General features: G+C 60.6%; 19 protein-coding genes. 5 read left to right on the top strand and 14 right to left on the bottom strand.

Annotation, left to right across the window (positions count from 1 at the left end; genetic code table 11):
• Positions 1-43 precede the first annotated feature (43 nt).
• From FHT28_RS23095 to FHT28_RS23085, 3 genes are all read left to right on the top strand, one after another.
• Entirely contained in the window at positions 44-1,519 is a 1,476-nt protein-coding gene (locus FHT28_RS23095; RefSeq protein WP_037202392.1) for a YcjX family protein, read from the top strand.
• Positions 1,516-2,613, top strand: coding sequence for a TIGR01620 family protein (locus FHT28_RS23090; RefSeq protein WP_113118653.1), 1,098 nt, complete (start codon positions 1,516-1,518; stop codon positions 2,611-2,613). Before FHT28_RS23095 ends, FHT28_RS23090 begins: the two co-directional genes overlap by 4 nt.
• Positions 2,614-2,717: 104 nt before the next feature.
• Positions 2,718-3,269 carry a hypothetical protein gene (locus tag FHT28_RS23085; RefSeq protein WP_168597469.1) on the top strand — a complete coding sequence of 184 codons (552 nt, stop codon included), beginning with the start codon at positions 2,718-2,720 and terminating at the stop codon, positions 3,267-3,269.
• Positions 3,270-3,332: 63 nt separating this feature from the next.
• On the opposite strand, the gene folK is transcribed toward FHT28_RS23085, so the two are convergent.
• The 3 genes from folK to folP all read right to left on the bottom strand — a co-directional run bounded on the left by folK (position 3,333) and on the right by folP (position 5,134).
• The gene (gene folK, locus FHT28_RS23080) at positions 3,333-3,851 is read right to left on the bottom strand and encodes a 2-amino-4-hydroxy-6-hydroxymethyldihydropteridine diphosphokinase (protein WP_037202396.1); all 519 of its coding nucleotides are present in this window, start codon (positions 3,849-3,851) and stop codon (positions 3,333-3,335) included.
• Complete coding sequence (folB, locus tag FHT28_RS23075) at positions 3,844-4,215, bottom strand: dihydroneopterin aldolase (protein WP_034504785.1); 372 nt, start codon at positions 4,213-4,215, stop codon at positions 3,844-3,846. The genes folK and folB overlap by 8 nt, the downstream gene beginning before the upstream one ends.
• Positions 4,216-4,276: 61 nt before the next feature.
• On the bottom strand, positions 4,277-5,134 hold the full coding sequence (gene folP / locus FHT28_RS23070) for a dihydropteroate synthase (RefSeq protein ID WP_173410871.1): 858 nt from the start codon (positions 5,132-5,134) through the stop codon (positions 4,277-4,279).
• A gap of 103 nt (positions 5,135-5,237) precedes the next feature.
• Here folP and FHT28_RS23065 point away from each other — a divergent pair, with 103 nt between their 5' ends.
• Complete coding sequence (locus tag FHT28_RS23065) at positions 5,238-5,858, top strand: DUF922 domain-containing protein (RefSeq protein WP_047556582.1); 621 nt, start codon at positions 5,238-5,240, stop codon at positions 5,856-5,858.
• A 457-nt stretch (positions 5,859-6,315) separates the two neighbouring features.
• On the opposite strand, the gene FHT28_RS23060 is transcribed toward FHT28_RS23065, so the two are convergent.
• A complete protein-coding gene (locus tag FHT28_RS23060; protein ID WP_037202401.1) occupies positions 6,316-6,636 on the bottom strand; it encodes a 2Fe-2S iron-sulfur cluster-binding protein in 321 nt (106 codons plus the stop codon).
• Between the two features lie 148 nt (positions 6,637-6,784).
• Complete coding sequence (locus FHT28_RS23055) at positions 6,785-7,153, bottom strand: Hpt domain-containing protein (RefSeq protein ID WP_034504779.1); 369 nt, start codon at positions 7,151-7,153, stop codon at positions 6,785-6,787.
• A gap of 493 nt (positions 7,154-7,646) precedes the next feature.
• On the opposite strand from FHT28_RS23055, the gene FHT28_RS23050 reads away from it, so the two are divergent.
• On the top strand, positions 7,647-14,507 hold the full coding sequence (locus FHT28_RS23050) for a hypothetical protein (RefSeq protein WP_168597468.1): 6,861 nt from the start codon (positions 7,647-7,649) through the stop codon (positions 14,505-14,507).
• Between the two features lie 134 nt (positions 14,508-14,641).
• Here the strand turns inward: FHT28_RS23050 and FHT28_RS23045 are convergent, their stop codons facing one another.
• From FHT28_RS23045 to FHT28_RS23005, 9 genes are all read right to left on the bottom strand, one after another.
• Positions 14,642-14,968: an RcnB family protein gene (locus FHT28_RS23045; RefSeq protein WP_092573810.1), complete on the bottom strand. Its 327-nt coding sequence runs from the start codon at positions 14,966-14,968 to the stop codon at positions 14,642-14,644.
• 143 nt (positions 14,969-15,111) lie between these two features.
• The gene (locus FHT28_RS23040) at positions 15,112-16,722 is read right to left on the bottom strand and encodes a glycoside hydrolase family 43 protein (RefSeq protein ID WP_168597467.1); all 1,611 of its coding nucleotides are present in this window, start codon (positions 16,720-16,722) and stop codon (positions 15,112-15,114) included.
• A 135-nt stretch (positions 16,723-16,857) separates the two neighbouring features.
• Complete coding sequence (mgrA, locus tag FHT28_RS23035) at positions 16,858-17,889, bottom strand: L-glyceraldehyde 3-phosphate reductase (protein WP_168597466.1); 1,032 nt, start codon at positions 17,887-17,889, stop codon at positions 16,858-16,860.
• Between the two features lie 66 nt (positions 17,890-17,955).
• Positions 17,956-19,089, bottom strand: a complete 1,134-nt coding sequence (locus FHT28_RS23030; RefSeq protein ID WP_047556575.1) for a Gfo/Idh/MocA family oxidoreductase — start codon at positions 19,087-19,089, stop codon at positions 17,956-17,958.
• A gap of 11 nt (positions 19,090-19,100) precedes the next feature.
• Positions 19,101-19,862, bottom strand: coding sequence for a sugar phosphate isomerase/epimerase (locus FHT28_RS23025; protein ID WP_168597465.1), 762 nt, complete (start codon positions 19,860-19,862; stop codon positions 19,101-19,103).
• A 76-nt stretch (positions 19,863-19,938) separates the two neighbouring features.
• Complete coding sequence (locus FHT28_RS23020) at positions 19,939-22,401, bottom strand: glycoside hydrolase family 2 protein (RefSeq protein WP_168597464.1); 2,463 nt, start codon at positions 22,399-22,401, stop codon at positions 19,939-19,941.
• A 57-nt stretch (positions 22,402-22,458) separates the two neighbouring features.
• Positions 22,459-23,550 (bottom strand): ABC transporter ATP-binding protein, encoded by a 1,092-nt coding sequence (locus FHT28_RS23015; protein ID WP_037202413.1) that lies wholly within the window; start codon positions 23,548-23,550, stop codon positions 22,459-22,461.
• A gap of 3 nt (positions 23,551-23,553) precedes the next feature.
• Entirely contained in the window at positions 23,554-24,495 is a 942-nt protein-coding gene (locus FHT28_RS23010; RefSeq protein ID WP_037202415.1) for a carbohydrate ABC transporter permease, read from the bottom strand.
• Positions 24,488-25,393, bottom strand: coding sequence for a sugar ABC transporter permease (locus tag FHT28_RS23005; protein ID WP_037202416.1), 906 nt, complete (start codon positions 25,391-25,393; stop codon positions 24,488-24,490). Before FHT28_RS23005 ends, FHT28_RS23010 begins: the two co-directional genes overlap by 8 nt.
• Positions 25,394-25,535 lie beyond the last annotated feature (142 nt).

Here is a 25,535-nt window from a genome sequence, read left to right as displayed (position 1 = left end):
GCTTCCTATATTCACGGTCACGCTGTCATTCAGGGATCCCGCCTTGCCGCCAAGCCTGACCTCCTTCACCGACGACGCCCTGATCGCCTTTGATAATCTTGCTGATCGCGCGGCCGGCCTCGTCAACCCGACAATTCGCCTCGGTGTCACCGGCCTGTCCCGTTCGGGCAAGACCGTGTTCATCTCCTCCCTGGTACACAATCTCCTGAATGGCGGCCGCCTGCCGCTGTTCGAGGCGGTGCAATCGGGTCGCGTCTCCGCAGTGCGCCTCGAACCGCAACCTGACGATGCCGTGCCGCGTTTTCAATACGAGGACCACATTCGCGCGCTGGTGAAAGAGCGGATTTGGCCCGATTCGACACGCGCGATCTCGGAGCTGCGCATTACCCTGGACTATCAAAGCGCCAGCGGCTGGAATCGGCTGTTCTCTCCCGGGCGCCTTTCCATCGACATCGTCGACTACCCCGGCGAATGGCTGCTCGACCTACCCCTGCTCGGCAAGGATTTCCGCACCTTCAGCGGGGACACGCTGGCTTTGACCGCGACCGGCATCCGCGCCGAGCTGTCACGCGCCTGGCTGGCGATAACAGAAAATGCGGATATTGCGGCGCCTGCGGACGAAATGAAGGCGCGCGACCTTGCAACGGCTTTTGCCGATTACCTCAAGGCCTGCAAATCCGACGAGCGTTCGCTGTCGACGCTGCCGCCGGGCCGCTTTCTGCTGCCTGGCGATCTGGACGGTTCGCCGGCGCTCACTTTCGCGCCGCTGAAGCTTCCGGCTGAGGGCAACGCCCCAAAAGGCTCGCTCTGGGCGATGATGGAGCGCCGCTACGAGGCCTACAAATCCGTGGTGGTCAAACCCTTCTTTCGCGAGCATTTTGCCCGTCTAGACCGCCAGATCGTTCTCGTAGATGCCTTGCAGGCCATCAATCGCGGTCCAGAAGCGGTGCAGGATCTCGAGCGCGCGCTGACGGATGTGCTGGCCTGCTTCCGTCCCGGCGCCAATTCCTTCTTTTCCGCGCTCATCGGCCGCCGCATCGATCGCGTGCTGGTCGCCGCCACCAAGGCCGACCATCTCCATCACGAAAGCCATGACCGGCTGGAGGCACTGACCCGCCGCCTCGTGGAGCGTGCCGTCGAACGCATCGGCATGGCCGGTGCCGGCATCGAGGTCATGGCCATCGCCTCCGTGCGCGCCACCCGCGAGGCGACCGTGACGCGCGACGGACAGACGCTTCCCGTCATCGTCGGCACGCCGATGGACAAGGAAACGATCGCCGGCGAAATCTTTGACGGCAATCGCAAGACGGCAGTATTCCCGGGCGATCTGCCGGAAAATCCCCGCTGGCTGTTCGAAGCCCTTGAATCGGATGGGGCAAAGGTCCATCTGCCCGAGGTGAACGTCGTGCGCTTCCGCCCGCCGGAGCTGGATGAAACCGGCAGCGGCATCAAGCTTTCGGTGCCGCATATCCGCCTCGATCGCGCCATGCAGTTCCTGTTCGGAGACCGTCTCGCATGACGAAACCGACCGCAAACGAACCAAGCGGCCCCGCCCGCCGTCCGGCCGCCTTTTCGCTGGAGCCGGACATTTCCAGAAGCGATGCGAATGCCGCAGCCGGTTCGGAATCGCTGCGTCGCAAGCCGCAAAGCTTCGACACCGAAATCGTCCTGACACCGGACGAGGAAGACCCTTTCATCAACCCTGCCCTCGACTCGGCACTGACCGAAAGCGCCGTTGCCAGGCCACGCCGCCGTGGGTTTTCCTTCGGCAAGGTGGCGCTTAGCGCACTCGGCATCCTGGTGTCGCTCGCCTTCGGCCTCTGGACGGATCAGCTCATCCGCGACCTGTTCAGCCGCGCCGACTGGCTCGGCTATACGGCGCTCGCAACGGTCGCCGTCGGCATTCTCGCCGTCCTTGCCATCGTTGTCAGGGAAACCGCCGGCATGATGCGGCTCGCGGCCGTGCAGACCATCAAGGCGGAAGCGGAAGCCGCGATCGTCGAAACACGCCCGGCGCGGGCCAAGGCGCTGGTAAAGCGGCTCTGCATTCTTCTCGAAGCCAATCCGGAAACAGCACGAGGCCGCGCCACGCTGAAAGCCGCCGAGGACGACATCATCGATGCGCCGCACTTGATCGACCTCGCGGAGCGCGAGCTGCTCGGACCGCTCGACCGTCGCGCCCGAGCACTGATTCTCGGCGCCTCGAAGCGGGTCTCGGTCGTGACAGCCGTCAGCCCGCGCGCCCTCGTCGACATTCTCTTCGTTCTCTACGAGGCGGCAAAGCTGGTGCGGGCCATGGCCGAGCTCTATGGCGGTAGGCCCGGTACGCTCGGCATGCTCAGGTTGATGCGCGATGTGCTTGCCCATCTCGCCGTCACCGGCTCGATCGCAGTCGGCGACGGCATCGTCCAGCAGCTGATCGGCCACGGCCTGGCATCAAAGCTTTCGGCGCGGTTAGGCGAAGGCGTCGTCAACGGCATGATGACGGCGCGGATCGGAATTGCAGCCATGGATCTCTGCCGGCCATTGTCCTTCAAGGCGCTCAAGCGGCCTGGCATTGCCGACTTCGCCGGCGATCTCACGCCGAGTGTGACGGGCCGCAAGACGACATGAATGCCCGTAAATCCGGCTTTACAAGGCGCAGGAAACCAAGCATTAACCATTCTCGGGCAAAAGTGAGAACCAGATTTACGGTCCCGCCTCGCTAAGGAATGTCCATGTTTTCGCGTCAATTTCTTCTTGTAAGCGGCCTTGCCGCCGCGACCCTCTCCACAGGTGCTTGGGTTCATTCGGCTGACGCGGCCCCCCGCGACAAGGCCTTTTTCCAATCGGTCGCCGGCTCCTGGAGCGGTCCGGGCGAAATCGTCGCCGGCAAATACAAGGGAACGAAATTCACCTGCTCCCTCACGGGCAAGGCGCTCGACAGCAGCAATGCCGGCGTCAAGCTCGATGGCACCTGCCGCGTCGGCGTCTTCCAGCAGCCGATGTCGGCCGAGATCACCCAGAGCGGCGGTAGTTACACCGGAAAATTTCTGGACGGAGCCGCCGGCAAGGGTCTGGATGTGACGTCCGGTACGGTCAATGACGGTACGGTCGTGCTCGGTCTGAACCGCCAGAAGCTCAATGGCGCCATGATCGCCCGCGTGACGAACGACAAGTTGATGAACGTCACGATTTCGGTAAAGGTTGGCGAACAGATGGTTCCGGTCATCGGCGTCACGCTGAAGCGCGCCGACATCGACCAGATGGCGGTCGGATCGATCCAATAATTCCAGGCATCAAGCCATATTGATAGCGGCCGGCATCCTTCGCCGGCCGTTTTGCATTCCCTGTCAGGCCGATTGCCACCAATCGCGGCTTTCGTCCGCAACCTCGATCCCCTCGACATCGACCTCACGCAGCCAGTCCTTGATCGCGCGTCCTTTGACCGTCAGATCGGCGGCGAAATCGGCAAGCGGCATGAGGACGAAACCGCGCTCGGTCATGCGGGGATGAGGAATGCTGAGCAGCGGCTCGGCACGCTCCAGCTCGCCATAGGTCAGGATATCGATATCGATCGTCCGCGGCCCCCAGCGTTCGATCCGAACCCTTTTCATGTCGCGCTCTATACCCAGGCAAACCTCTAGCAGCGCTTCCGGCGCAAGCGTCGTATCGACGGCGGCGCAGGAATTATAGAAGAAGGATTGATCCGTCTTGCCCCAAGGCGGCGTCCTATAGAGCCGCGAGACCGAAACCACCTGGCAATCGGCCCGCGAATCAAGCGTCCGCAAGGCAAGCGCCATCGCGTGCTTGGGATTATCCAGGTTGCCGCCCAGGCCGAGCGTTGCGCGCACGGCTCCGTTCTCAGGCAAAATGCTCAACGCTCACCTGTACGTAATCGAGAACGCCCGGAACCGGAGCATTGGGTTTGCGCACCGTGATCTTCGCCCTGCGGATGCTCGGAAAACGCCGGCACAGCTCCTTCGCCACATCGAGCGCCAGCGCCTCGATCAGATAGCGCCGGCGTCCCGTGACGATTTCCTCGATGACGCTGAATGCGATGCCGTAGTTGACGGTATCGTTGATCGAATCTCGCTCCAGCGCGTCGCCGGCTTCGACGTCGAGTTCGGCGTCGACAAAGAAACGCTGACCGAGGAATTCCTCCTCGTCATGCACGCCGTGGCGGGCAAAGAACGCACAATTCTGAAGAGTGATGGTGTAGGTGATAACGCTCATGACGTCCCTCCGTTTCGAACAGACACGACGGCGTCCGAAAACCGCTCCCTATGGTCCGGGATCATGCTTTAAGTCTCGCGCGCGTCCCGAGGATAGCATCCGCGACCGCCAACGCGTCCCTGTTGATTGCGACATTATGTACGCGGAATAGGGCTGCTCCCTGCAAGCGCAATATCGCATTCGCCGCAGCCGTCCCGACATCCCGATCCGGTGCGTCGCGTCCGGTAATAGCGCCGACAAATCGCTTGCGCGAGGTGCCCACCAAAAGAGGCAGCTCGAATCGAAGCAATGCATTGAAACGCGCCATCAATTCCAGATTCTCCTCCGTGTGCTCCTTGGCAAAGCCAAAGCCGGGATCCAGCACGATATTCTGCCGGCTCACGCCGGCTGCAGCGGCGATGTCGAGCGAGCGACTGAGGAACAACATCTGATCGTCGATCACGTCGGGCAGCTTCTGCCGGTCGCGACCGGTATGCATGATGCAAAGCCCGGCGCCTGTCTGCGCCGCCAGAGCCGCGATCTCCGGCTCGCGTTGCAGGCCGAAAACATCGTTGACGATATGCGCGCCGGCTCCAACCGCCAGTCGCGCCGTATCGGCCCGATAGGTGTCGACCGATATCAACGCATCCGTCTTGCTTCGGAGCGCCTCGATGACGGGCAGCACCCGCCCCTGCTCTTCGCTGGCGCTGACGGCATCACCGCCGGGCTTCGTCGATTCGCCGCCGATGTCGATAATCGCGGCGCCATCCTCGACGCAGGCGAGCGCATGCGCAACCGCGGTATCGACGGCCTCATAGTGCCCGCCATCAGAGAAGGAATCCGGCGTCACATTGACGATAGCCATGATGACGCTCTGTTTGCCGACATCGAGGCTGCGCCCATGCGCGACATGCCAGCTTTGACTGCGAAGCTCTGCCACCAACCATCCCATCCCATTGAAATGAAAAAACCTTGCGCTTGATATTGCGCTCACAGTGGCTATGCCGCAAGGTTCGCCGAAGTTCAACATGGTAGCAACATGAATGCCGTTTGCGTCCCAGAAGATCCGTGTTTCGCTTGCGCTGTTGCTTGCGTGCTGCGTGCCCGGCATGGCCGACGCGGAGGTGATCGCCCGTAAATCCGTCTCCTATTTCGATATCAAGGGAAAGAGCGCGGACGAGCTTGACGCGGCGTTGAACGAGCACGGACCGCTCGCGATGGGCTCCAGCAGCCATCATCCCGGCGCGACAAGGATTCGCTTCGGTGGCAGCGCGACCTACAGCGAGACGAATGGCCGCTGTTATATTTCCGGCGTGAAAGTTACTGTCGATACTGAAATCATCCTGCCCCGCTGGCGTGACCGGCGCCGTGCAAGCAAGCGGCTTTCCATGATCTGGGATACTCTGCAGGCCGATATTCGCCGTCATGAGGATCGGCATGTCGAAATCGCACGCGAGCACGCGCGCCAGATGGAGAGGGCGATCCTTTCCCTGCCGTCGGCAGGCAGCTGCGACGCGCTTCAGGAAAAGGCAAACGAGGTGACGTCGCGAGAAACCGACCGACACGACGCCGATCAGGCGCGATTCGACCGCATCGAAGCAATCAATTTCCAGAACCGCATACAAAGACTGCTGTATTATCGCGGCCGGCAAAGCGGCCAGTGACTGGACGCAACAATGTTCATTTCGGACAAACAGCGGCCGGATCGCAGCCTACTGTGTGAAAAGAGCCACTATATCTGTGAATCGTCCGTCCGCGCCGCTCTTTGAACTTTACGAGAATCTGAAATAGGTTTTTCCTGTGGAACATAGAGAAGATCGGACCGGATGATTCGAAAATTCTGGGCGGGATCTCTGATGGATCGATTGGATTGCCTGCGCTGGCGGGTTCGTTCGCTCTCCTGCGCAGTCTGGGTTTGCCTTTTAAAGCATGCGCTACGTGTTCTCCTGGCGCGTCCTCAAGCCGCAGGTGTTTCCTCCCTTGCCTGTCGGTGATGCGCCCGCCTCGCCTCGCTCGCTGAAACTAGCAGAGCGAGGCTTCTTTTTGGAGCGAACCTTCGGATTTTACATCCGACAGTCCGGCATGATCGCGGCAGCCAAAAAACACTGGCTGCAGGACGTTCTAGGCCTGGCGTTCGGGAACGTGGACGACAAGCCCGTCAAGGGCGCCCTTCATCTTGATCTGACAGGAGAGGCGCGAATTGGGACGGACGTCGAAAGCGAAATCCAGCATGTCTTCTTCCATCGCCTCGGGACTGCCGACCCTTTCGGTCCATTCCTCGTCGACATAGACATGACAGGTGGCACAGGCACACGCACCGCCGCATTCCGCCTCGATGCCGGGCACCGAGTTGCGAACGGCATTTTCCATCACGGTGGAGCCCTCGTCGACATTGAGGTCAAAGCGCGTGCCGTCGAAGGCGACGATGGTCAATTTTGTCATTTAAGTGAATTCCGAAATCGTGAGTGAAGGATCGTTCGGAATTTTACTTCCAACAAATCGTTGGGGCAGTCAACATTTGCGCCACCGAAACGGTTTCACCCGTTTGGCGGCGCAATGCCTGAATTTGCCGATTTTCCAGCGGATCAGTTCAACGCGACAGCTTCAGAATGAAATTCTCGGCGTCGACGACACAGGTGGTAACCGCCGCCATGCGGGCAGCATCGCCTGCATCGCTCTCGAGCGCCGCCGCCGCATCCGCCACGCGGAAGGCACCGACGGCACTGGCTGCACCCTTCAACTTGTGCGATGCAGCCTGGACACGCTTGGCGTCGCCGCTGCCGATCTCCTGCAGACAGGAGCGCGCCTGCCTGGCGAACATCTGCAGCACCTCGACCTCGAGGGCCTTGTCGCCCATCGTCTGCTTTGCAAGGTGAACCAGATCGATCGATCGCTCCCGCGACGGGGCCGGACCCCGCGAATTGTCCGGAGATTCAAACGCGATATTCAGTGCTGCCATGTGCCAATGCTCCCGTCTTATAACTGTGACTGTTTGTGGGACGTGCCGCATGCTTGCGGCCTGGGGATGGCCATCGAGTTAAATTTTGGCACATTCAGGGCGCAAATCTCCAGACATGGTTAACGTGCGTTAAACATGCTCAAAATATTGGCTTTTCATGATGTTGCACCAGCGAAGAAGGTTAATGGTCTCTTAATGATCCACTGCCTTTACCGTGGAGTTAATTGTCATGACTGGGGGAATGTGTCACTACGATACTGATAAATTGGGTCTTTGGCGCGTGCCTTTGCCCAAGGGGTGGATAGTGGTAATGTTTTCATAACATTCGTTTGAAAAAGCAGTTATCCACTCTGAATGTAATAGGAAATCCATCATCGATAGAGATCGATGACGGAAGACCTCACGGGAGGCAGGGTTCGTCTTTTCTGGACACGGCGGAATTTCCGGAAACGACACGGCAAGCCCGATTTGAGTTGTAACGAGGCGTAACCGCATGGCGAACAAAAAGTACATCGAGTCGGTCGAGGACAAGGCCTTCCAGGCATTGGACGAAGCTTTGCAGATCGATTTCAGTGACGAGGACTTGGAGTCTCGCAGCAGCCCTACACCCGATGCCCCGGAGCGAAAATTGTCTGAGCCGACCAAGCAGACTAGGAGCGACGCAGCCCCTAAGACAGGCCCCGCACGCAACTCGACCACAACGGCTGCCACGCCACGCCCGGCTGAAGCGCCCAAGAGCCCGAACCTCGCAGCCGCCAACGATGCCAACCGGGCAAGCCCGGCCAGCATATTGAAAGCACTGGACGGCGGCTCCCAGAGCCATGCGGTGCGCAACGCCACGATCTTTTCGTTGTTCTGGATCATCGGCGGCGTCGGCCTCGCCATGCTTCTTTACGGCACTCAGATCCGGAACATCCAATCCGTCGCCGATCTCGCCGCCCTCCCCGGCGTCATTGCCTGCATCGTCGGCATCGTCGTTCCCGTACTCCTGTTCTATGCTTTCGGCATGATGATTTCCCGTGCGCATGACATGCGCAATGCGGCCCGCTCCATGGCGGAAGTGGCCTTGCGCCTCGTCGAGCCTGAGACCGTCGCCTCCGACCGCATCATGACGGTCGGCCAGGCCGTGCGTCGCGAAGTCTCCGCTATGAACGAAGGCATCGAGCGCACCATTGCGCGCGCCACCGAACTGGAGACCCTCGTTCACACCGAGGTCAATGCGCTGGAGCGCAGCTACGCAGACAATGAACTGCGCGTACGCGGCCTCGTCCACGAACTCGGCGCCGAGCGCGACGCGATCGTCAACCACGCGGAGCGGATCCGCTCGTCCATCGTCGGCGTGCATGACCAGATCAAGGAAGATCTGTCGCTGGCGACGGAAGAGATCGCCGTGCGTCTTTCGACCTCGGGCGAAGCCTTCGCCTCGATGATCGACACGCGCGCCGCTGCGCTGATGGAAAAGTCGGATTCTGCGGTCAACGCGATCGGCACCCTGCTCGCCGCCAAGACCGACAGCCTGCTGCAGAACCTCAACGCTTCCGGCTTCGCCCTCAGCCAGGAATTCGACACACGCCTGGAATCTCTGTCGTCGACGCTTTCCGAACGCGGCAAGGAATTGCTCGGCCAGTTCGAAACCCGCGCATCGACGCTCGACGCGAACACCGAAAAGCTCAACACCGCGCTCAATGAGCGCGCCCGCCAACTGAATGAGACGTTGGTGGCCCGGACCAGGGAGATCAGCGAGAGCCTCACCGGCGGCGAGCGTTCAATCACCGGCACGCTCGACGATGTGCTGGCCAAGCTCAACACCGCGCTTGATGAAAAGGGCTCAAGCTTTCGCCAGAGCCTGCAGTCGACGGCTGACGATGCCATCATGGACATCGATCTTCGCTCCGGTTTCTTCGATGAGCGCTTCCAGTCGACGATCGCGCAGCTTTCGACGGCCTTCGACGAGCGCGTATCCCAATTCACCTCCGCCTTCGACAAGCGCGCCGGTACGCTGGACAGCAAGCTGTCGGAAAGCCTTGCTCGCATCAATGAGACCTTGGGCGGCAACTCCGACGCTCTGGAAGGCATACTGACCTCCAGCATCGAACGCCTGGGTTCCACCCTTACCGACCAGTCCTTCGCGCTGGCCACGACGCTGGCCACCGGCCAGGAAGTGCTGGAAAGCGCGATCGGCTCCAAGGCAGGCGAGATTACGTCCGCGCTCCAGAATGCCACCAGCGGCATTTCGTCGGCACTCACCTCGGGCACGGGCGAATTGAACACGACCCTCGCCTCGCATGCCGGTGCCTTCACGTCGGCCGTCCAGGGCGTCACAAGCGATGTCACGACCGCGCTGCAAAGCGGCACGGAAGCACTCACCACAGCCTTTGCCGGCGGCGCCAACAACATCAACAATACGCTCTCGGCTCGCACCAGCGAGATCACGCAGGCGCTCGGCTCGGCTCACGAGCGCATCGACACCGTCATGGCGGCCCGCAGCGGCGCCCTGTTCGGCGCTCTCGCCGACAATCAGTCGCGTTTCGAGCAAACGCTTTCCGAACGTTCGGAAGGCATCATCAACGCCGTCACCGGCTCCCACGAACATCTGACCGCGGCCCTCGACGAGCGCACGTCGATGCTGGCGATTTCGCTTGCCGAGAACCAGCTTCGTCTCGAAAACACGCTGGCGAGCCGCGCCGATGCCATCACCGGTATCATTGCCGACACGCACGGCAAGATCGCTGACACGCTCGACGACAAGACGATGGCCCTCGCCATCGCTCTCTCGGAAAGCCAGTCACGCCTTGAAGATACTGTGTCCGGATATGCCGAACATGTCGCGGGCACTTTGGACGAGAAGACAAAAGCACTTGCGCGCGCGCTTGCGGAGAGCCAGGCTCGCCTGGAAAGCACCGTTTCCGGCCACGCGGAAAGCGTCACCAACGCGCTTGACGACAGGACGATGGCCCTCGCCATCGCTCTCTCGGAAAGCCAGTCACGTATTGAAGATGCCGTCTCCGGACACGCCGAACATGTCGCGGGCACTTTGGATGAAAAGACAAAGGCACTCGCGCGCGCGCTTGCAGAGAGCCAGGCGCGGCTGGAAGATACCGTTTCCGGTCACGCCGAGCGGGTTGCCGATACCCTGGATGGCAAGACCAGTGCGCTCGCCTCCGCGCTGACGAGCGGACAGGCTCATCTCGAGGAGACGCTTGCCAATCGCGCCGAAGCGATCATCAAGGCATTTGCCGGCAATCATGCCGCATTGGCTGACGCGCTTGATGACAGGACGATGGCGCTGGCCATCGCGCTTTCAGAAAGCCAGGCTCGCCTCGAAAGCACCGTCTCCGGCCATGTGGAAAGTGTCGCCAGCACATTGGACGACAAGACGATGGCACTCGCCATCGCCCTTTCCGAAAGCCAGGCGCGACTGGAAGATACCGTTTCCGGTCACGCCGAGCGCGTCGCCGATACGCTTGATGGTAAGACAAGAACACTTTCCGACGTTCTGACGGGCGGTCAATCCCGTCTCGAGGCAACGCTCGCCAATCGCGCGGAAGCGATCACCAACGCATTCACCGGCAATCACGCTGCGCTGGCCGATGCCCTGGACGAAAAGGCTATGGCCTTGGCCATTTCGCTTTCCGACACACAGTCTCGCCTTGAGAACGCCCTTTCCGGCCGCCTGGATGCCCTTTCCGACACGGTAGCCGGCACCCACGACAAGATCGTCAACAGCCTCGACGACCGGACGATGGCACTGGCGATCGCCCTTTCGGAGAACCAGGCAAAGCTTGAGGAAACACTGGCAAACAGCGCCCAGGCTATCGCCCACACTGTCACCAGCGGCCACGAAGCACTGACCAATACGCTCGATGACAAGAGCATGGCCTTTGCGATTTCTCTTGCCGAGAACCAGAGCCGCTTCGAAAATACCCTGGAATCGCGCGCCAATGCACTGCTCGACAGCGTCTCCGGCGCCGAGTCTCGCGTGACCGATGCCTTTGGCGACAAGGCGGATGCCATTCGCGCCGCCTACACCGAAAATCAGGCTCGCCTCGACCGATCGCTTGCCGCCCATGCCGAATCCCTGTCGGGACTGCTCGGCAGCAGCAGCGACCGGGTCGAGAATGTTCTCGGCACCACGACGCGCCAGCTCGAAAATACCCTCGGCGCCGGCCTGTCCCAGATGGACCAGAGCCTGGCCTCGGCCTATGAGCGCATGCGCACGACGCTGGAGGATCGCAGCAACGAGATCAGCCTGACGCTCCGCGACGCACATGAGCAACTCGATAACACGCTGCTCGAACAGACGACCGCGATCGGCACGTCCATCGCCACCAGCGCCAGCATGCTGGAAATGTCGCTCGAGGATCGCGAGGCCTCGCTGCGCCAGAGCATCGATGCCAGCGCGAGGGCTTTGGAAGAACGCCTGAACAGCGGCGCCGGCGATATCGCCGGCCGCATACAGCAGGCCGCTGGCGACATTGCGCGCTCGGCCGAGACCTTCTCGTCCAACCTCAATCAGTCGATTGACGGCATGACCAGCCGCTTCGCCGAAACCGGCTCCCGTGTCGAGGCCAGCCTGTCGACTCTCGAGAATCGCATCCACGAAGGCGTCGGCGGCGTTGCTGCCCAGGTCGACGCAGCCGGCAACCGTCTTTCCGAAACGCTAGCGAGCGGTGCAACTCAGATAGATCGGAGCGGCAGCGAGGCCGCAGCACGCATCGAAGAGCGTCTGTCGACGATGGATCGCGCGCTCAATGTCGGCCTGGAAGCCGTCAACCGCACGATCGAGGGCAAGGCCGCAAATCTCGCCACGACACTGCGCACCGCCGTTGCCGATGCCGCTCAGGGCATGGACAGCGAAGCAACGCGCACTGCCGATCTGCTTGCTAGTACCGGTCAGCAGTTTGCCGATAATCTCGGCAGCCACAGCGATGCTTTCACCCGCGCCATGACAGAGCGCTCCGACGATCTCGTTAACCGCGTCTCCGAAACGCAGAACCGGCTGGCAAGCCAGGCCGCAGCCGTTGCCCAGACCTTCTCGGAGGCTGGCAACGCGATCGTCGCCAAGGTTGCCGAAGCCGAAGGTCTCGTCAGCAGTCAGGTCGATACGATCTCTCAGGCCCTGTCATCAGCCGAACAGTCGCTGGAAGCCCGTGGCGCGTCCATCCGCAATACGCTGACCGGCGGCAGCGAGCAGATCGCTTCCACCATGGCGCAGGTCGAGCGTGCCCTTGATGAGCGCGGAAACGCCATCCGCACCTCGCTGGAAGACCGCGCCCGCCAGATCGACGCCACGCTGACCGATGTCGACAAGGCACTGGAAGCGCGCGGCGCATCGATCCGCAATTCGCTCGATGAACGCACCCGCGAGCTGAACTCCATGCTGGCAGGGCGCTCCACAGAACTGTCGCGCCTCATCGACGAAAAGGCCCGCCCGATCGTCGACCGCTATGCGGCAACGGGCCAGGAAGCAGCCGCCCTCATCTCGGCGGCGGCTCAGGAAAGCAGCGATCGCCTGCGCGCCGAAAACGCCGCTCTGATCAATGCCATTGCATCGCGCACCGAACACGCGGTCAACACCGTCAGCACGCTCGAAAACAATCTGCTGGCAAGCGTCAACGGCATCATCGCCCGCCTGGCGGAAAACAACTCGACGATCGCCGGTCTGTTGACCAATGCCGCCACTGAGTTCGCGACCGTGGACGATCGCCTCAGCGCGACCTCGGTGCGCTTCGCCGAATCCGCCACGAAGGCCGGCGAGATGGTTTCGGCCTCCTCGCGCCTCCTCGAAGGCAAGGTCGACAAGCTCTCGGAAATCACCGGCCAGACCCTGTCGCAGGTCGGCAACATCGTCGGACGCTTCGACGAGCATTCCAAGGTGCTGTCGCAGGCATCCCAGCTTCTGGGTGCTGCGCAGTCCAATCTCGTGTCGACGCTCGAAGAACGCGAAACGGCATTGCAGAACCTGGCCGTCGGCCTCGTCCAGCGTTCGGAAGAGATCGAGAACACCATGCGCGCCCTCGGCTCGATGGTGGAAACCGCCTTTGACCGCGCCGAACAGCGCTCCAATCAGGTCACCGGCAATCTGCGCCAGAGCGTGCAGTCTTCCTTTGCAGATATCGGCCGCGTACTCTCAGATACGGAGAAGCGGGCCGAGGAAGCAGCAGAGAGCATGCGCGGCGTACTTCACAAGGCCAGCGAAGACGCAAGCCAGGCAGTGGAAAGCACCTTCGCCAGTGCCGAGCGTCGCTCCAACGACCTGAGCAACCGTCTTCGCGGCGGCCTCACGGCTTCCTTGTCCGAAGTCGAGCAGATGTTTGCCGAAGCCGGCAAGACGTCCGATGGCGCGGCTCAGCAACTGCGCGAGACCCTGCGTGTTGCTGTCGACGACGCTGTCGGCCGCTTCGCCGGGGCAACCGACGAGATCCGCCGTTCGGCCGGCGATATCCGCAGGGAACTCGACCTGACCCGCAGCGAATTGAAGCGCGGCGCTTTCGATCTTCCCGAAGAGGCCAAGGAAAGCGCTGCCGCCATGCGCCGCGCCGTGGCTGAACAGATCAAGGCCCTGCAGGACATCTCGCAGATCGTCGGCCGCTCGACGCAGCAGCTGGAGATCTCAGAGCCCTCAGCTCGCGCACTGGCAGACGTACAGCCGGCCCAGCGCCCGCGGCCAGCGGCACCTGCCCCGACCGCCGCCGCCGCTCCCAGGCCGCAACAGCCTGCTCCGCAACAACCTGCTCCCCAGCAGCCCGCTCCCCAGCAGAGCCTACAGCAGCCGTCGCAGCCTTCGATCGAATCCTTGGGCCTGCGCGGCTCCATCCCGGCTGCTCAGCCGCAGCGACCGGCAGAGACGCCCGCTCCGGCTCGTCAGGAAACGGCAGGTGGCGGCTGGATCAGCGATCTGCTGCGCGGCGCTTCTCGCGACGAGAACGCCGACCTGCCGCCACCCCGCCAGACCGCACCGCGTCAACAGACAGAAACGGCAGCGGCTCCCGTGGCCCGCAATCCGCGTCACGTCGTCGAGTCGCTGAACTCCCTATCGGTGGATATCGCCCGTGCCATCGATCATGATGCTTCGGTCGATCTATGGCGCCGCTACCAGCGCGGCGAACGGGATGTCTTCACCCGCCGTCTCTACACGCTCAAGGGCCAGCAGACGTTCGACGAGATCAAGCGCAAGTATGATCGCGAGCCGGAATTCCGCACCGCGGTCGATCGCTACATCGCCGATTTCGAAAAGCTGCTTGCCGACGTTGCCCGCACCGATCGCGACCGCACCGTCACGCAATCCTATCTCACCTCCGACACCGGCAAGGTCTATACCATGCTGGCACATGCCGCGGGCCGCCTGAGCTGAGATTGAAGCAAGACAAAGTGCATAAAATCCCCGGTTAAATGCCGGGGATTTTGATTCAAGCCGATATCAATCATTGATACGAAAAAGGCGACCTCGAAGGTCGCCTTTTCTCGTCGCCAAGGTCCAGTCGAAACCTATCGGGCGTCATGCACCTTCGAAATCAGCCCGCTCGTAATCCCGACAAGCAGGATGCTGTTATTGATGCGAACCCAATGATAACCGCGCGGCGGCGACGTCAGACGAAGAGCACGATAGTCGATCTCAGTCGCACGACGTCGATCGGAAGCGGACAGACGACGACCTTTGACCCAGCCGCCCTTGCGGACGATCACCTTCTTCTTCACCACTTCCTTCTGAACGACGACCTGTTTGCCAGTCGGCGCTGGCTTGACTTGCGCTGTCGCAGCCAGCGGCATCGCCAGGACCGACGCCGCAAGAAGGACGGTGAAGATTTTTCTCATTGGTTGTTTCCTCGTTTCAGAATCTGCGCGCGAACCTATCCCGCCGGACATGAAGCAAATCTGACGGTTGGATTACAATTTCGTAATGAAAATGATTAGCTTGTGTGAATTTCCTGAAACACCGTCACAAGCCGCTAACGACTTCATAGCTCATCATAATTGAACCAGTCGAAATCCGCCATCTTCGCCCGGCCCGACGTGTCGAAGGCGAACATGCCGGCAAACGCGCCAGTGAACGAGCCATGTTCACCGCGACCGCCCTCATCCGAAATAACACCGGCATCGAGGACGGGACCGATGGCCTGCCACGCCCCCATGCCTTCCGCCTGCCAGAAGAACTGAAGGTCGTTGTCGCGCACCTCCATGGCAAGCTGGATCCGCCCGTCGGGCACGGCGACGCCGGCATCGATCGGAAAGCTCAAACGGCCGTTCGGATAGTCGCCGGGGCAGGTCATGATGGTGACGCAGCGCCCGAGCTTTTCATGCAGGGTCACGGCAATCGCATGCAGCTTGAAGCGATTGTAGTAATGCGTCAGACCGGCGACCTGCTGATAGGTATCCGGCTCGAATTCGACGACCGTCTCGGCGCGGAAGCTGTGATGTTCCTGCCGGCGGGCGACGAGAGCCTGCTCGAACCAGGAGCCGATGCTCTCACGGGCGAAAAGCCTGAGATGGCCTGATCGCTCTGTCAGGCTGAAGATCCGCTCCGGCTTTGGGGTGCGCAGCCACTGGAAATCCATGGGCAATGTGCGCTCGTCAAAATTATAGCCGCTGCGGCGGGGCTTCTCGATGCGCTCGGCGCCAGTCAGGCCAGGCACCTCGACATCTGGCACGCTGGTGCCGTTTTCCAGGTAAAGCCAGCCGTCGTCCTTCCAAACGCATTTCTGCAGGCCGGTCTCGCGGCCGAGCGTGCAACGGCGATGCGGCGGCAATGGCCGGCCGCATAGATGCGTGTGGTAGAACCGACCGTCATGCGTCTCGACATACTGGCCATGTCCCGCCCGCTGCAGCGCAGCCTCCGGATGATCCTTGGACGTGATCAGATATTTGTTCGGATGCAGCTCATAGGGGCCCTCGAGATTGCGCGAACGCGCCATGGTCACCGCGTGATCATAGCCGGTGCCGCCTTCGGCAGTGGTCAGATAATACCAGCCATCGCGCTTGAAGAGATGCGGTCCTTCGACCAGGCCAAGATCGGTGCCCGAGAAGATATTCCTGATCGGCCCCTTGAGGCACTTCGCCGCCGCATCCCATTCCTGCAGGAGAATGCCGTCGAAGGCCGGCGTCTTCGGGGAGCCGCCATAGCTCTCCGTTCGGTGGTTCCACTGCATGTTGACGAACCATTTGCGTCCATCATCGTCATGGAAGAGCGATGGGTCGAAACCGGAGGAATTGACGTAGGACGGCTCGGACCATTCGCCTTCGATGGTCGGCGCGGTCACGATATAATTATGCGCGTCCTTGAAGTTGCCGTCGTAGCGCTTGACGTCGGTATAGACGAGCCAGAACAAGCCATCCGCATGGGAAAGGCACGGCGCCCAAATGCCGCAGCTATCGGGCTCGCCGCGCATGTCGAGCTGTGATGCACGCTCGAGTGGCCGGCGCACCAAGGTCCAGTTCACCAGATCGCGCGAATGATGGATCTGCACGCCCGGATACCATTCGAATGTCGATGTGGCGATATAGTAGTCCTCACCGACACGGCAGATGGACGGATCGGGATTGAAGCCCGGCAGGATCGGGTTGCGGATCATGGAACATCTCCTCCAGAGAACACCTTAATATGCGCCGTTCGGACGGCAATAGATACGATGACCGACCACCTGCATGTCCGCTCCACCCGGACAAAGCAAAACGCCCGGAACATGGTTCCGGGCGTCTCAAGCTTATCAGTCGCGCTCGGCCGACTTGGCCCAGAGATTGACGTCGGCCTCACGGGCGTAGACATCGATCTCGTTCAGCTCTTCGGCCGTGAAGTTGAGATTGTCGAGTGCCTTGACGCAATCGACGATTTGCGACGAACGGCTGGCGCCGATCAATGCCGAGGTGATACGGCCGCCGCGCAGAACCCAGGCAATCGCCATCTGCGCCAGCGTCTGGCCGCGCTTCTCGGCGATCTCGTTGAGTTTGCGGATATTGTCGATGATCGACGGACGAATGAAATCCCGCTTCAGGAAGTGGTTCTGCGCGGCGCGGCTGTCCTCCGGAATGCCGCCCAGATATTTCGTCGTCAGCATGCCCTGGGCAAGCGGCGAAAAGACGATGGAGCCGATGCCGAGCTCATCAAGCGTATCCACCAGACCGTCATCCTCGACCCAGCGATTGAGCATGGAGTAGCTCGGCTGGTGGATCAGACATGGCGTGCCGAGTTCCTTGAGAATTGCGGCAGCCTCGCGCGTACGCTGCGAGTTGTAAGAGGAAATGCCGACATAGAGCGCCCTGCCCGAACGGACGATATGATCGAGCGCGGCGCAGGTTTCTTCGAGCGGCGTATCAGGGTCGAAGCGGTGTGAATAGAAGATGTCGACATAGTCGAGCCCCATGCGCTTCAGGCTCTGGTCGCAAGAGGCGATCAGGTATTTGCGGCTGCCCCATTCTCCGTAAGGACCCGGCCACATGTCGTAGCCTGCCTTGGACGATATAATGAGCTCATCACGCAAGCCGGCGAATTCGGAGCGCAGGATCTCGCCGAAGGCAGTCTCGGCACTGCCGGGAGGCGGACCGTAATTGTTGGCGAGATCGAAATGGGTGATGCCGAGATCGAAAGCCGTGCGGCACATATCGATCTTGCGGTCATGTGGCGTGTCACCACCGAAATTGTGCCAGAGTCCCAGCGAAATCGCCGGCAGCTTCAGACCGGAGCGGCCAACCCTGTTGTATTTCATTTTCGCATAGCGGTCGGATGCCGGTTGCCAAGCCATGATAACTATTCCTTTGAGATGAAAAGCGCGCGGGTTGCCCCGCGCGCAAACTAGCTTTTCCTATGCTTACTTCAAGAGCGCTTGCGCCTCTTCGATACCGAGTGCCGCCGGCTGCGTGCAGGTCGTGGTCAGATCGATGAAGCGGTTTTCCGCACCCGACTTCAGGATCGACGTCATGACGTCGACGCCATGCAACGTGCGGTCGAGCGAGCAACGCGCATCGCGCCCGTCGATCAGCGATGCCGCCATGTCGGCAAGACCGGCCGTGCGGTAGTTGGCGCGCGGGCCGCTCGGGCTTTCCTGGTTGGCTATGCCGAAGGGATGCGCCCAGTTCTCGAGCGGCTTGATGTCCTTGTCGCGGCCGCTGGCTTCCACCGTACCACCGAAGAAGTTCGGGTCGGGCACGTAGAGCGAACCCTCGGTGCCGTAGAGTTCCATATTGGCATGGCGATGCGACCAGACATCCCAACTCGCCGTCAGCGTGATCGTCGCACCGCTGACGAATTCCAGAAGCGCCTGGATCGTCGTCGGCGTCTTCACCGGAATGATTTCGCCGTTGCGCGGCTCGCTGGTGATGGTGCGGGTCGGCGATGCCATGGATGTCATGGCACCGACACGCTTCACCGGTCCGATCAGGTTGATCAGATTGGCGATATAATAGGGACCAAGGTCGAGGATCGGGCCGCCCCCCGGCAGGAAGAAGAAGTCCGGGTTCGGATGCCACATTTCCATGCCTGGGCTCATGACATGGCAGGAGCCCGAGGTGATGCGGCCGACGCCGCCGTCATCGATGAATTTGCGCGCCAGCTGATGTGCACCGCCAAGGAAAGTGTCGGGGGCGCAGCCGACGGCCAGCCCCTTCTCCTTGGCGATACGCCGCAGTTCTTCGCCCTGCTCCAGAGTCAGCACCAGCGGCTTTTCGGAGTAGACATGCTTTCCCGCCTCGAGAATGCGCTTCGAAACCGGAAAATGCGCGTCCGGGATGGTCAGGTTGACGATGACGTCAAGCTCGTCATTGGCGAGCAGTTCGTCGATGGTCTGGGCCTTGACCTTGTATTCCTCGGCGCGCAAGCGCGCCGCGTCCATGTTGATATCGGCGCAAGCCAGCACATTGAGCCCCTTGAAGAGCGGCGCGAGCTTGAAATAAGTCGTTGAGATGTTGCCGCATCCGATGATGCCGACGCCAAGTTCCTTAGCCATGTGGAAATGCCTCAAAAGCTCTTGAAGGATGCGATGGAGCGCGTGATCAGGCGATCGACGTCGCTCGGATTGTCATGTTCGATAACGTAATGCTTGGTCTTGGTGCCGGCCAGCGTCTTGATCAGCTTGGCCCAGGGAACCGTACCATATCCAAGGTCGGCCCAGCCGTCTTCATTCTTGTTTTCACCTGCCGGCGCGATGTCCTTGACGTGGACGGCCGTGATGCGCGAACCGAGCTTTTCGATCCAGGCGAAGGGATCGCCGCCGCCGCGGATGACCCAGGCGATATCGGCTTCCCAGGAAATATCCGGAGCCCCTTCAAAGATTTGCTCGATCGGTAGAGAGCCGTCGGCCTGCTTGACGAACTCAAAGTCATGATTGTGCCAGCCGAATTCGAAGCCTGCATCCTTGTAAGGCTTGCTCATCTCCTGCAGGCGCTTTCCGAAAGCAAGCCAGCCGGCTGCGTTCGTCGGGCGTTGATCGGCGGCCAGATGCGGGGCATAGATCGAGTCCATGCCAAGGATCTTGCCGATCGTCAGCGACTTCTGGACCTGGCCATCAAGGAAATCCGGGCTGAAATGGCCGCTTGCCATCGTCAGGCCGTTCTTGTCGAGTTCGGCGCGCAGGCTCTTCAGGCCCGCCTCGTCGAGGTCGGTATAGATGCCGCCGAAGCCCTCGACTTCCGCGTAGCCGGCCTTGCCGAGCTTTACGAAAATCTCGGAATAGGGCTGGAAATTGCGGGCGCTATAAAGCTGAAATCCAAGTTTCGTCATCGCTAGTCCTCCATGGCCTCGTGGCCGTCTGTCATGAGCTTGTAGCCCGAAATCGCCGCCGCTGCGGCGGAATAGCTCAATCCACCGATTGGCTGGATTGCAGATCGTAGATACGGAATGCAGGCACGCCGCCTGCCAATGGCTTGGCCGGCGTAAAGACGATGCGGCGGCTTTCGCCGGCGGCAAGATCGAAGGCGTTGTCAGAGTAGCGCCCCTCAGTCTCGCTCTCGATCATCACAAACAGCGCAAGTCCCTTTGCGGTGACGGTGAGCTCCACCGTACCGTTTTCCTCCTTCTCCTCCCTCAGCACCGTCAGGCCCGCGGGCTGAAGCTCCAGAGCCTTATAGGTGCCGTGGACATACTGCCCCTCACCGCCCATGCCGTTCGATGCGGTGAAACGCCACGCCAGCAGGCAATCGGCAGGAATCTGATCCGCATCGATCGACAGCGCGACCACCGCCGCATCCGGCGTGCAGACCGCATGCGCCGTCGTCAACGGCACACGCTCGCCATCAAGCTTGAGCAGCGAAACCGAAATATCCGCGGTCACATCCGCATTGGTATCGTTGACCAGCGAGAAGCGGATCGTCTTGTTATCCTCCGACGGGATCGCCGCGACCGATACCGGCTGGAAGAAGCGTCGCACCAGATAGTGCATCACCTTCCATCGGCCGCCGTAATCCAGGCTCGACCACGAAGCCACTGGCCAGGTGTCGTTGAGCTGCCAGTAGATCGTGCCCATGCAATGCGGCTTCAGCGATCGCCAATATTCCACCGCCGTCTTGATCGCGAGGCCCTGCTGGACCTGGCTCAGATAGACGAAGTTCGGAAAATCCTTCGGGAAGCGGAAATAGCGGAACATCGTGCCGGCGATGCGCTCGTTGCCGCCGGCATTCTTCTGGTGCAGCTCCATCACCGGAGACGCGATGTTCATATCCTTCGCCTCGGCATAGGTCTTGATGACAGGCATCGAGGTGTAGGACTGGAAGCCGAATTCCGAGCAGAAGCGTGGACGAACGGTGCGATAATTGTCGAACGACTTGTTCTCGTGCCAAACCGACCAGTAATGCATGTCGCCGGAGCCATCGGCATGCCAGGCATCGCCGAAGTTCAGATAGCCGGACGCCGGGCTCGACGGCCACCAGATCGCATCCGGCGCGGCCTTCTTCATCGCCCGCTCGATCGTCCGGTTCAGGCGATCATAGGAAACGAGGTAGCGATCGCGATCCTTACGAGATTCCTCGAACCAGGTAAGCGCGCCCACCAGCTCGTTGTCGCCGCACCAGAGGACGATCGAGGGATGCGTCGCCAACCGACGAACCTGATAATCCACTTCGGCTTCGACGTTCTCCAGGAAATCGCCGGTCGAGGGATAGAGATTGCAGGCGAACATGAAGTCCTGCCACACCATCAACCCGAGCCGGTCGCAAATATCGTAGAACCAGTCGTGCTCGTAGAAGCCGCCGCCCCAGACGCGGATGATGTTCATGTTGGCCGCAGCGGCCGATTGCAGCAGATCCTCGGTCAGCTCCGGCTTGGAGCGCGAAAACAGCGCGTCGGCCGGAATCCAGTTGGCCCCGCGAGCAAAGATCTCGCGGCCGTTCACCTTCAGCGCAAAACGGCTGCCGGCCTCGTCTTCGTCTGTGATCAGTTCGACCGTCCGCAGGCCGATCTGCCGCGTGACGGTCTCGAAATTCGTCTCTACCGACAGAGCATAAAGCGTCTGCTCACCATAGCCGGCTGGCCACCAAAGCTTCGGCTTGTCGACATGGAAGAGATGGGTGATCGAGGTTTCCCCGGCATTGACGCCGACATCGAGGCGCACTCGCTCGTCATCCAGTTCGAAATAAAGCTGCGCAACGCCCGTTCCCTTGGCAAAAAGCGCCACCGTCACCTTCAGATCGACGGAACCGTCGTCATTGTGGATCTGTTGGGTGACGACGTTCTCGATGCGGGCGATTTCGAGCTTCTTCAGCGCGATCGTGCCGTAAAGGCCGAGCGGCGCAATCGCGATGTTCCAGTCCCAGCCGAAATGGCATTGCGGCTTGCGCAGCATGTTGCCGTTCGGGATCGGCGAATTGTTCGTGCTGTATGGGATGTAGAAGGGCTGCTTCGCCTGCAGCTCCGCCCCCTCTTTGATGCTTGAATGCAGGACTATGCGAATGTTGTTCTCGCCCGCCTTCAATACCTTCGAGACATCGGGGCGATAGCGCTGGAAGCAATTATCGGCTTCGAGCACCAACGCGTCATTGACATAGACACTTGCGACGGTGTCGAGATAGTCGATATCGAGATACCAGTCGCCACCGGTGTCATCGAGAGTGAAGCTGCGTCTCAGCTCCCAATCCTGCTTGGCGACCCACTGCACGACCTCCTCGTTCCGGCCGAAATAGGGATCGGGAATGAGGCCTTCCGCATTGAGCGCGGCATGGACATCACCGGGCAGAGACATGAAAAGAGAATGATCGCTGCCGGGAGACGTGAGCTTCCACGAGCCAGCCAGATCGATGGCAAAATTATCGTTGATCGAAGATGACATCGGACCTCCCCGGACCGCTGTAAAAAGGAGGCGGCAAGGCCGCCCCCATGCATATGATCATATTCTGAGTTCTGTCTGCGCATCAAAGAGCGATGCGACAGACATGTCAAAGCCAAGCTTCACACCCGTACCGGGGCTAAAACGCCTGGCACCGTTGACGCGCACCGACATGGTATGGCCGGCATGCTTCAGCCAAAGCAGATTGTCAGCCCCCATCGGCTCTTCGATATCGACGGTGGCATTGTGCGCCTCCGCGCCCGGCGCCAATTCCTCGTTGACCTTGATGTGCTCGGGACGTACGCCGAGTACGACCTTGCGCCCGGCCTGCAATGCCTCACCGGCCCTGTAGCCATCGAGCGAGAATAGCACGTCGTTGGTGGCAAACACGACCTTGCCTTCGCGGTTCACCAATTCGCCCTTCAGGAAGTTCATCGAAGGCGATCCGATGAAGCCGGCGACGAAGAGATTGCGTGGCTCGTTATAGATCGTTGTGGGATCGTCGAGCTGCATGATGACGCCGTTCTTCATGATGGCGATGCGGTCGGCGAGCGTCAGTGCCTCGATCTGGTCGTGCGTGACGTAGATCATCGTGTTCTTCAGCGACTGGTGCAGCCGCTTGATTTCCACACGAAGCTCAGAACGCAGCTTCGCATCGAGGTTCGACAAGGGCTCGTCGAAGAGGAAGACGTCGACATCGCGCACCAGTGCACGGCCGATCGCCACGCGCTGGCGCTGGCCGCCCGAAAGCTCTGCCGGCTTGCGCTTCAAGAGCGGCTCGATCTGCAGGATCTCGGCCGCACGCGCGATGCGCTTCTTGATCTCGTCGTTCGGCACCTTGGCCACACGCAGACCGAAGGACAGGTTCTTTTCGACCGACATCTGCGGATAGAGCGCGTAGGACTGGAACACCATGCCGATGCCGCGGTCCTTGGGCTCTTCCCAGGTGACGTTCTTGCCCTTGATGAAGATCTGGCCTTCGCTGATATCCAGCAGGCCGGCAATGCAATTGAGCAAAGTCGACTTGCCACAGCCCGACGAGCCGAGGAGCACCAGGAATTCGCCGTCATTGATCTCGAGGTTGAGAGTTTTCAGGACGTTGACGGCGCCAAAATTCAGCGAAAGGTCTTTGATGGAAACGCTGCTGGTCATGGATCACCCCTTCACTGCGCCGGCGGCGATGCCCCGGACGAAAAGCCGTCCGGAGACGAAATAGACGACCAGCGGAACAAGACCCGTCAGGATCGTTGCCGCCATGTTGACGTTGTATTCCTTCACGCCCTGGACAGAATTGACGATATTGTTGAGCTGCACGGTCATCGGATAATATTCCGGCCGGGTGAAGACGACGCCGAACAGGAAGTCGTTCCAAATTCCCGTGATCTGCAGGATCATTGCGACGACGAAGATCGGCAGCGACATGGGCAGCATGATGCGCAGGAAAATCTGCCAGAAACCCGCGCCGTCGATGCGCGCAGCCTTGAAGAGCTCCACCGGCAGCGATGCGAAGTAGTTACGGAACAGAAGCGTCAGGATCGGCATACCGAAGATGCTGTGCACCAGGATAAGTCCGCTGAGCGTGCCATAGATACCGATTTCGCGCAGCACGATGACGATCGGATAGATCATTACCTGATAGGGAATGAACGCGCCGACGACGAGGATGGAGAAAAAGAGATCCGCCCCCTTGAAGCGCCAGTTGGCAAGCGCATAACCGTTGACCGAAGCGATCGCGATCGAGAGGATCGTGGACGGTACGGTGATGCGAACCGAATTCCAGAAGCCACGGGAAAGACCGTCGCAATTGAGACCGGTGCAGGCCGTCGCCCAGGCTTTCACCCATGGTTCGAATGTGATCTCGAGCGGCGGCGAGAAGATATTGCCAAGCCGGATTTCCGGCATTCCTTTCAGCGAGGTGACAATCATCACATAGAGCGGCAGCAGGTAATAGACCGCGGCAACGAAGAGCGTGCCGTAAAGCATGATGTTGCGGCCGGAGAGCGCCGGGCGCGGCTTGCGGCCGTTCGGTCCGGAGAAGGTCTTGCCGCTCGCGGCCTCGCTGCCATTCGCATTCTTGAGAGTAACAGAATCAGCCACGCTTGCGCCCTCCGCCGAATTCCAGGTAGGCCCAGGGGATAATGATGATGGCGACGGTCACCAGCATCATGGTGGAGGCTGCAAATCCCTGACCGAGGTTCTGCGCCTGGAACATGTAGTCATAGACATATTTCGCCGGGACTTCGGACGAGATGCCAGGGCCGCCGCTGGTTTGCGCGACGACGAGGTCGTAGACCTTGACGATGCCGCTGGCGATAATGACCAGCGTCGTAATGAAAACGGGCCGCATCATCGGAATGACAACGAACAGATAGGTCCTCCACATAGGAATCCCATCTACGCGCGAAGCTTTCCATATGTCCTCATCGATACCGCGCAGGCCGGCGAGCATGAGGCACATTACAAGACCCGTTCCCTGCCAGAGTGCGGCGATCAGCACGCCATAGATAACGATGCTCGGCGTATAGAGCGGATCGAAGGTGAAACTCGTCCAGCCGAGCGAACGCACCACCGACTGGATGCCGAATTCAGGATTGAGAAGCCACTGCCAGACCAGACCGGTGACGATGAAAGAGAGGGCGAAAGGATAGAGGAAAATCGTGCGGAAGGTGTTTTCGAACCTGATCTTCTGGTCCATCAACGCCGCCAGCACGAAGCCGATGACGAGACTGAAGATCATGGACAGCACACCATAAATCGCAAGATTCTCGATGGACATAATCCACCGTGGCGCCGCCCACAGGCGATGGTACTGATCCAGCCCCACAAAGCTGAGGCGAGGCAGCAGCTTTGAACTGGTGAAAGAATAAACCACTGTCCAGATTGAGCCGCCAAGGAAGATGACGACAGCCGTCAGGATCATAGGAATGGATGCAATCTTCGAGTTCAGATTGCGCAGATATTGATTTGGCCGGCCGGCTTTCGCTTGACCCGTCATTGTAGCTCCTTCTGCATCGCAACTGCTTCGACGATCAGAAACTGGGTTTGACCACGGTTCCTGCGCTTCCCCTCACTCTCGGCAACCGCTACATAGATGCGGATCCGTCGTCCGTGAGGGCCGCTGTGGCAAACCGGATCAC

Origin of the sequence: Rhizobium sp. SG570 (assembly GCF_012275345.1) — a bacterium.
Taxonomy (GTDB): Bacteria; Pseudomonadota; Alphaproteobacteria; order Rhizobiales; family Rhizobiaceae; genus Rhizobium; species Rhizobium lusitanum.
This window is presented reverse-complemented; position numbering and strand designations above follow the sequence as displayed.

Bases quoted from the DNA above. Each gene is read 5' to 3' on its own strand.
- FHT28_RS23090 (WP_113118653.1), top strand. From the start codon at position 1,516: ATGACGAAACCGACCGCAAACGAACCAAGCGGCCCCGCCCGCCGTCCG.
- FHT28_RS23085 (WP_168597469.1), top strand. From the start codon at position 2,718: ATGTTTTCGCGTCAATTTCTTCTTGTAAGCGGCCTTGCCGCCGCGACC.
- folB (WP_034504785.1), bottom strand. From the start codon at position 4,215: ATGAGCGTTATCACCTACACCATCACTCTTCAGAATTGTGCGTTCTTT.
- FHT28_RS23065 (WP_047556582.1), top strand. From the start codon at position 5,238: ATGCCGTTTGCGTCCCAGAAGATCCGTGTTTCGCTTGCGCTGTTGCTT.
- FHT28_RS23060 (WP_037202401.1), bottom strand. From the start codon at position 6,636: ATGACAAAATTGACCATCGTCGCCTTCGACGGCACGCGCTTTGACCTC.
- FHT28_RS23055 (WP_034504779.1), bottom strand. From the start codon at position 7,153: ATGGCAGCACTGAATATCGCGTTTGAATCTCCGGACAATTCGCGGGGT.
- FHT28_RS23050 (WP_168597468.1), top strand. From the start codon at position 7,647: ATGGCGAACAAAAAGTACATCGAGTCGGTCGAGGACAAGGCCTTCCAG.
- FHT28_RS23045 (WP_092573810.1), bottom strand. From the start codon at position 14,968: ATGAGAAAAATCTTCACCGTCCTTCTTGCGGCGTCGGTCCTGGCGATG.
- FHT28_RS23040 (WP_168597467.1), bottom strand. From the start codon at position 16,722: ATGATCCGCAACCCGATCCTGCCGGGCTTCAATCCCGATCCGTCCATC.
- mgrA (WP_168597466.1), bottom strand. From the start codon at position 17,889: ATGGCTTGGCAACCGGCATCCGACCGCTATGCGAAAATGAAATACAAC.
- FHT28_RS23030 (WP_047556575.1), bottom strand. From the start codon at position 19,089: ATGGCTAAGGAACTTGGCGTCGGCATCATCGGATGCGGCAACATCTCA.
- FHT28_RS23025 (WP_168597465.1), bottom strand. From the start codon at position 19,862: ATGACGAAACTTGGATTTCAGCTTTATAGCGCCCGCAATTTCCAGCCC.
- FHT28_RS23020 (WP_168597464.1), bottom strand. From the start codon at position 22,401: ATGTCATCTTCGATCAACGATAATTTTGCCATCGATCTGGCTGGCTCG.
- FHT28_RS23015 (WP_037202413.1), bottom strand. From the start codon at position 23,550: ATGACCAGCAGCGTTTCCATCAAAGACCTTTCGCTGAATTTTGGCGCC.
- FHT28_RS23005 (WP_037202416.1), bottom strand. From the start codon at position 25,393: ATGACGGGTCAAGCGAAAGCCGGCCGGCCAAATCAATATCTGCGCAAT.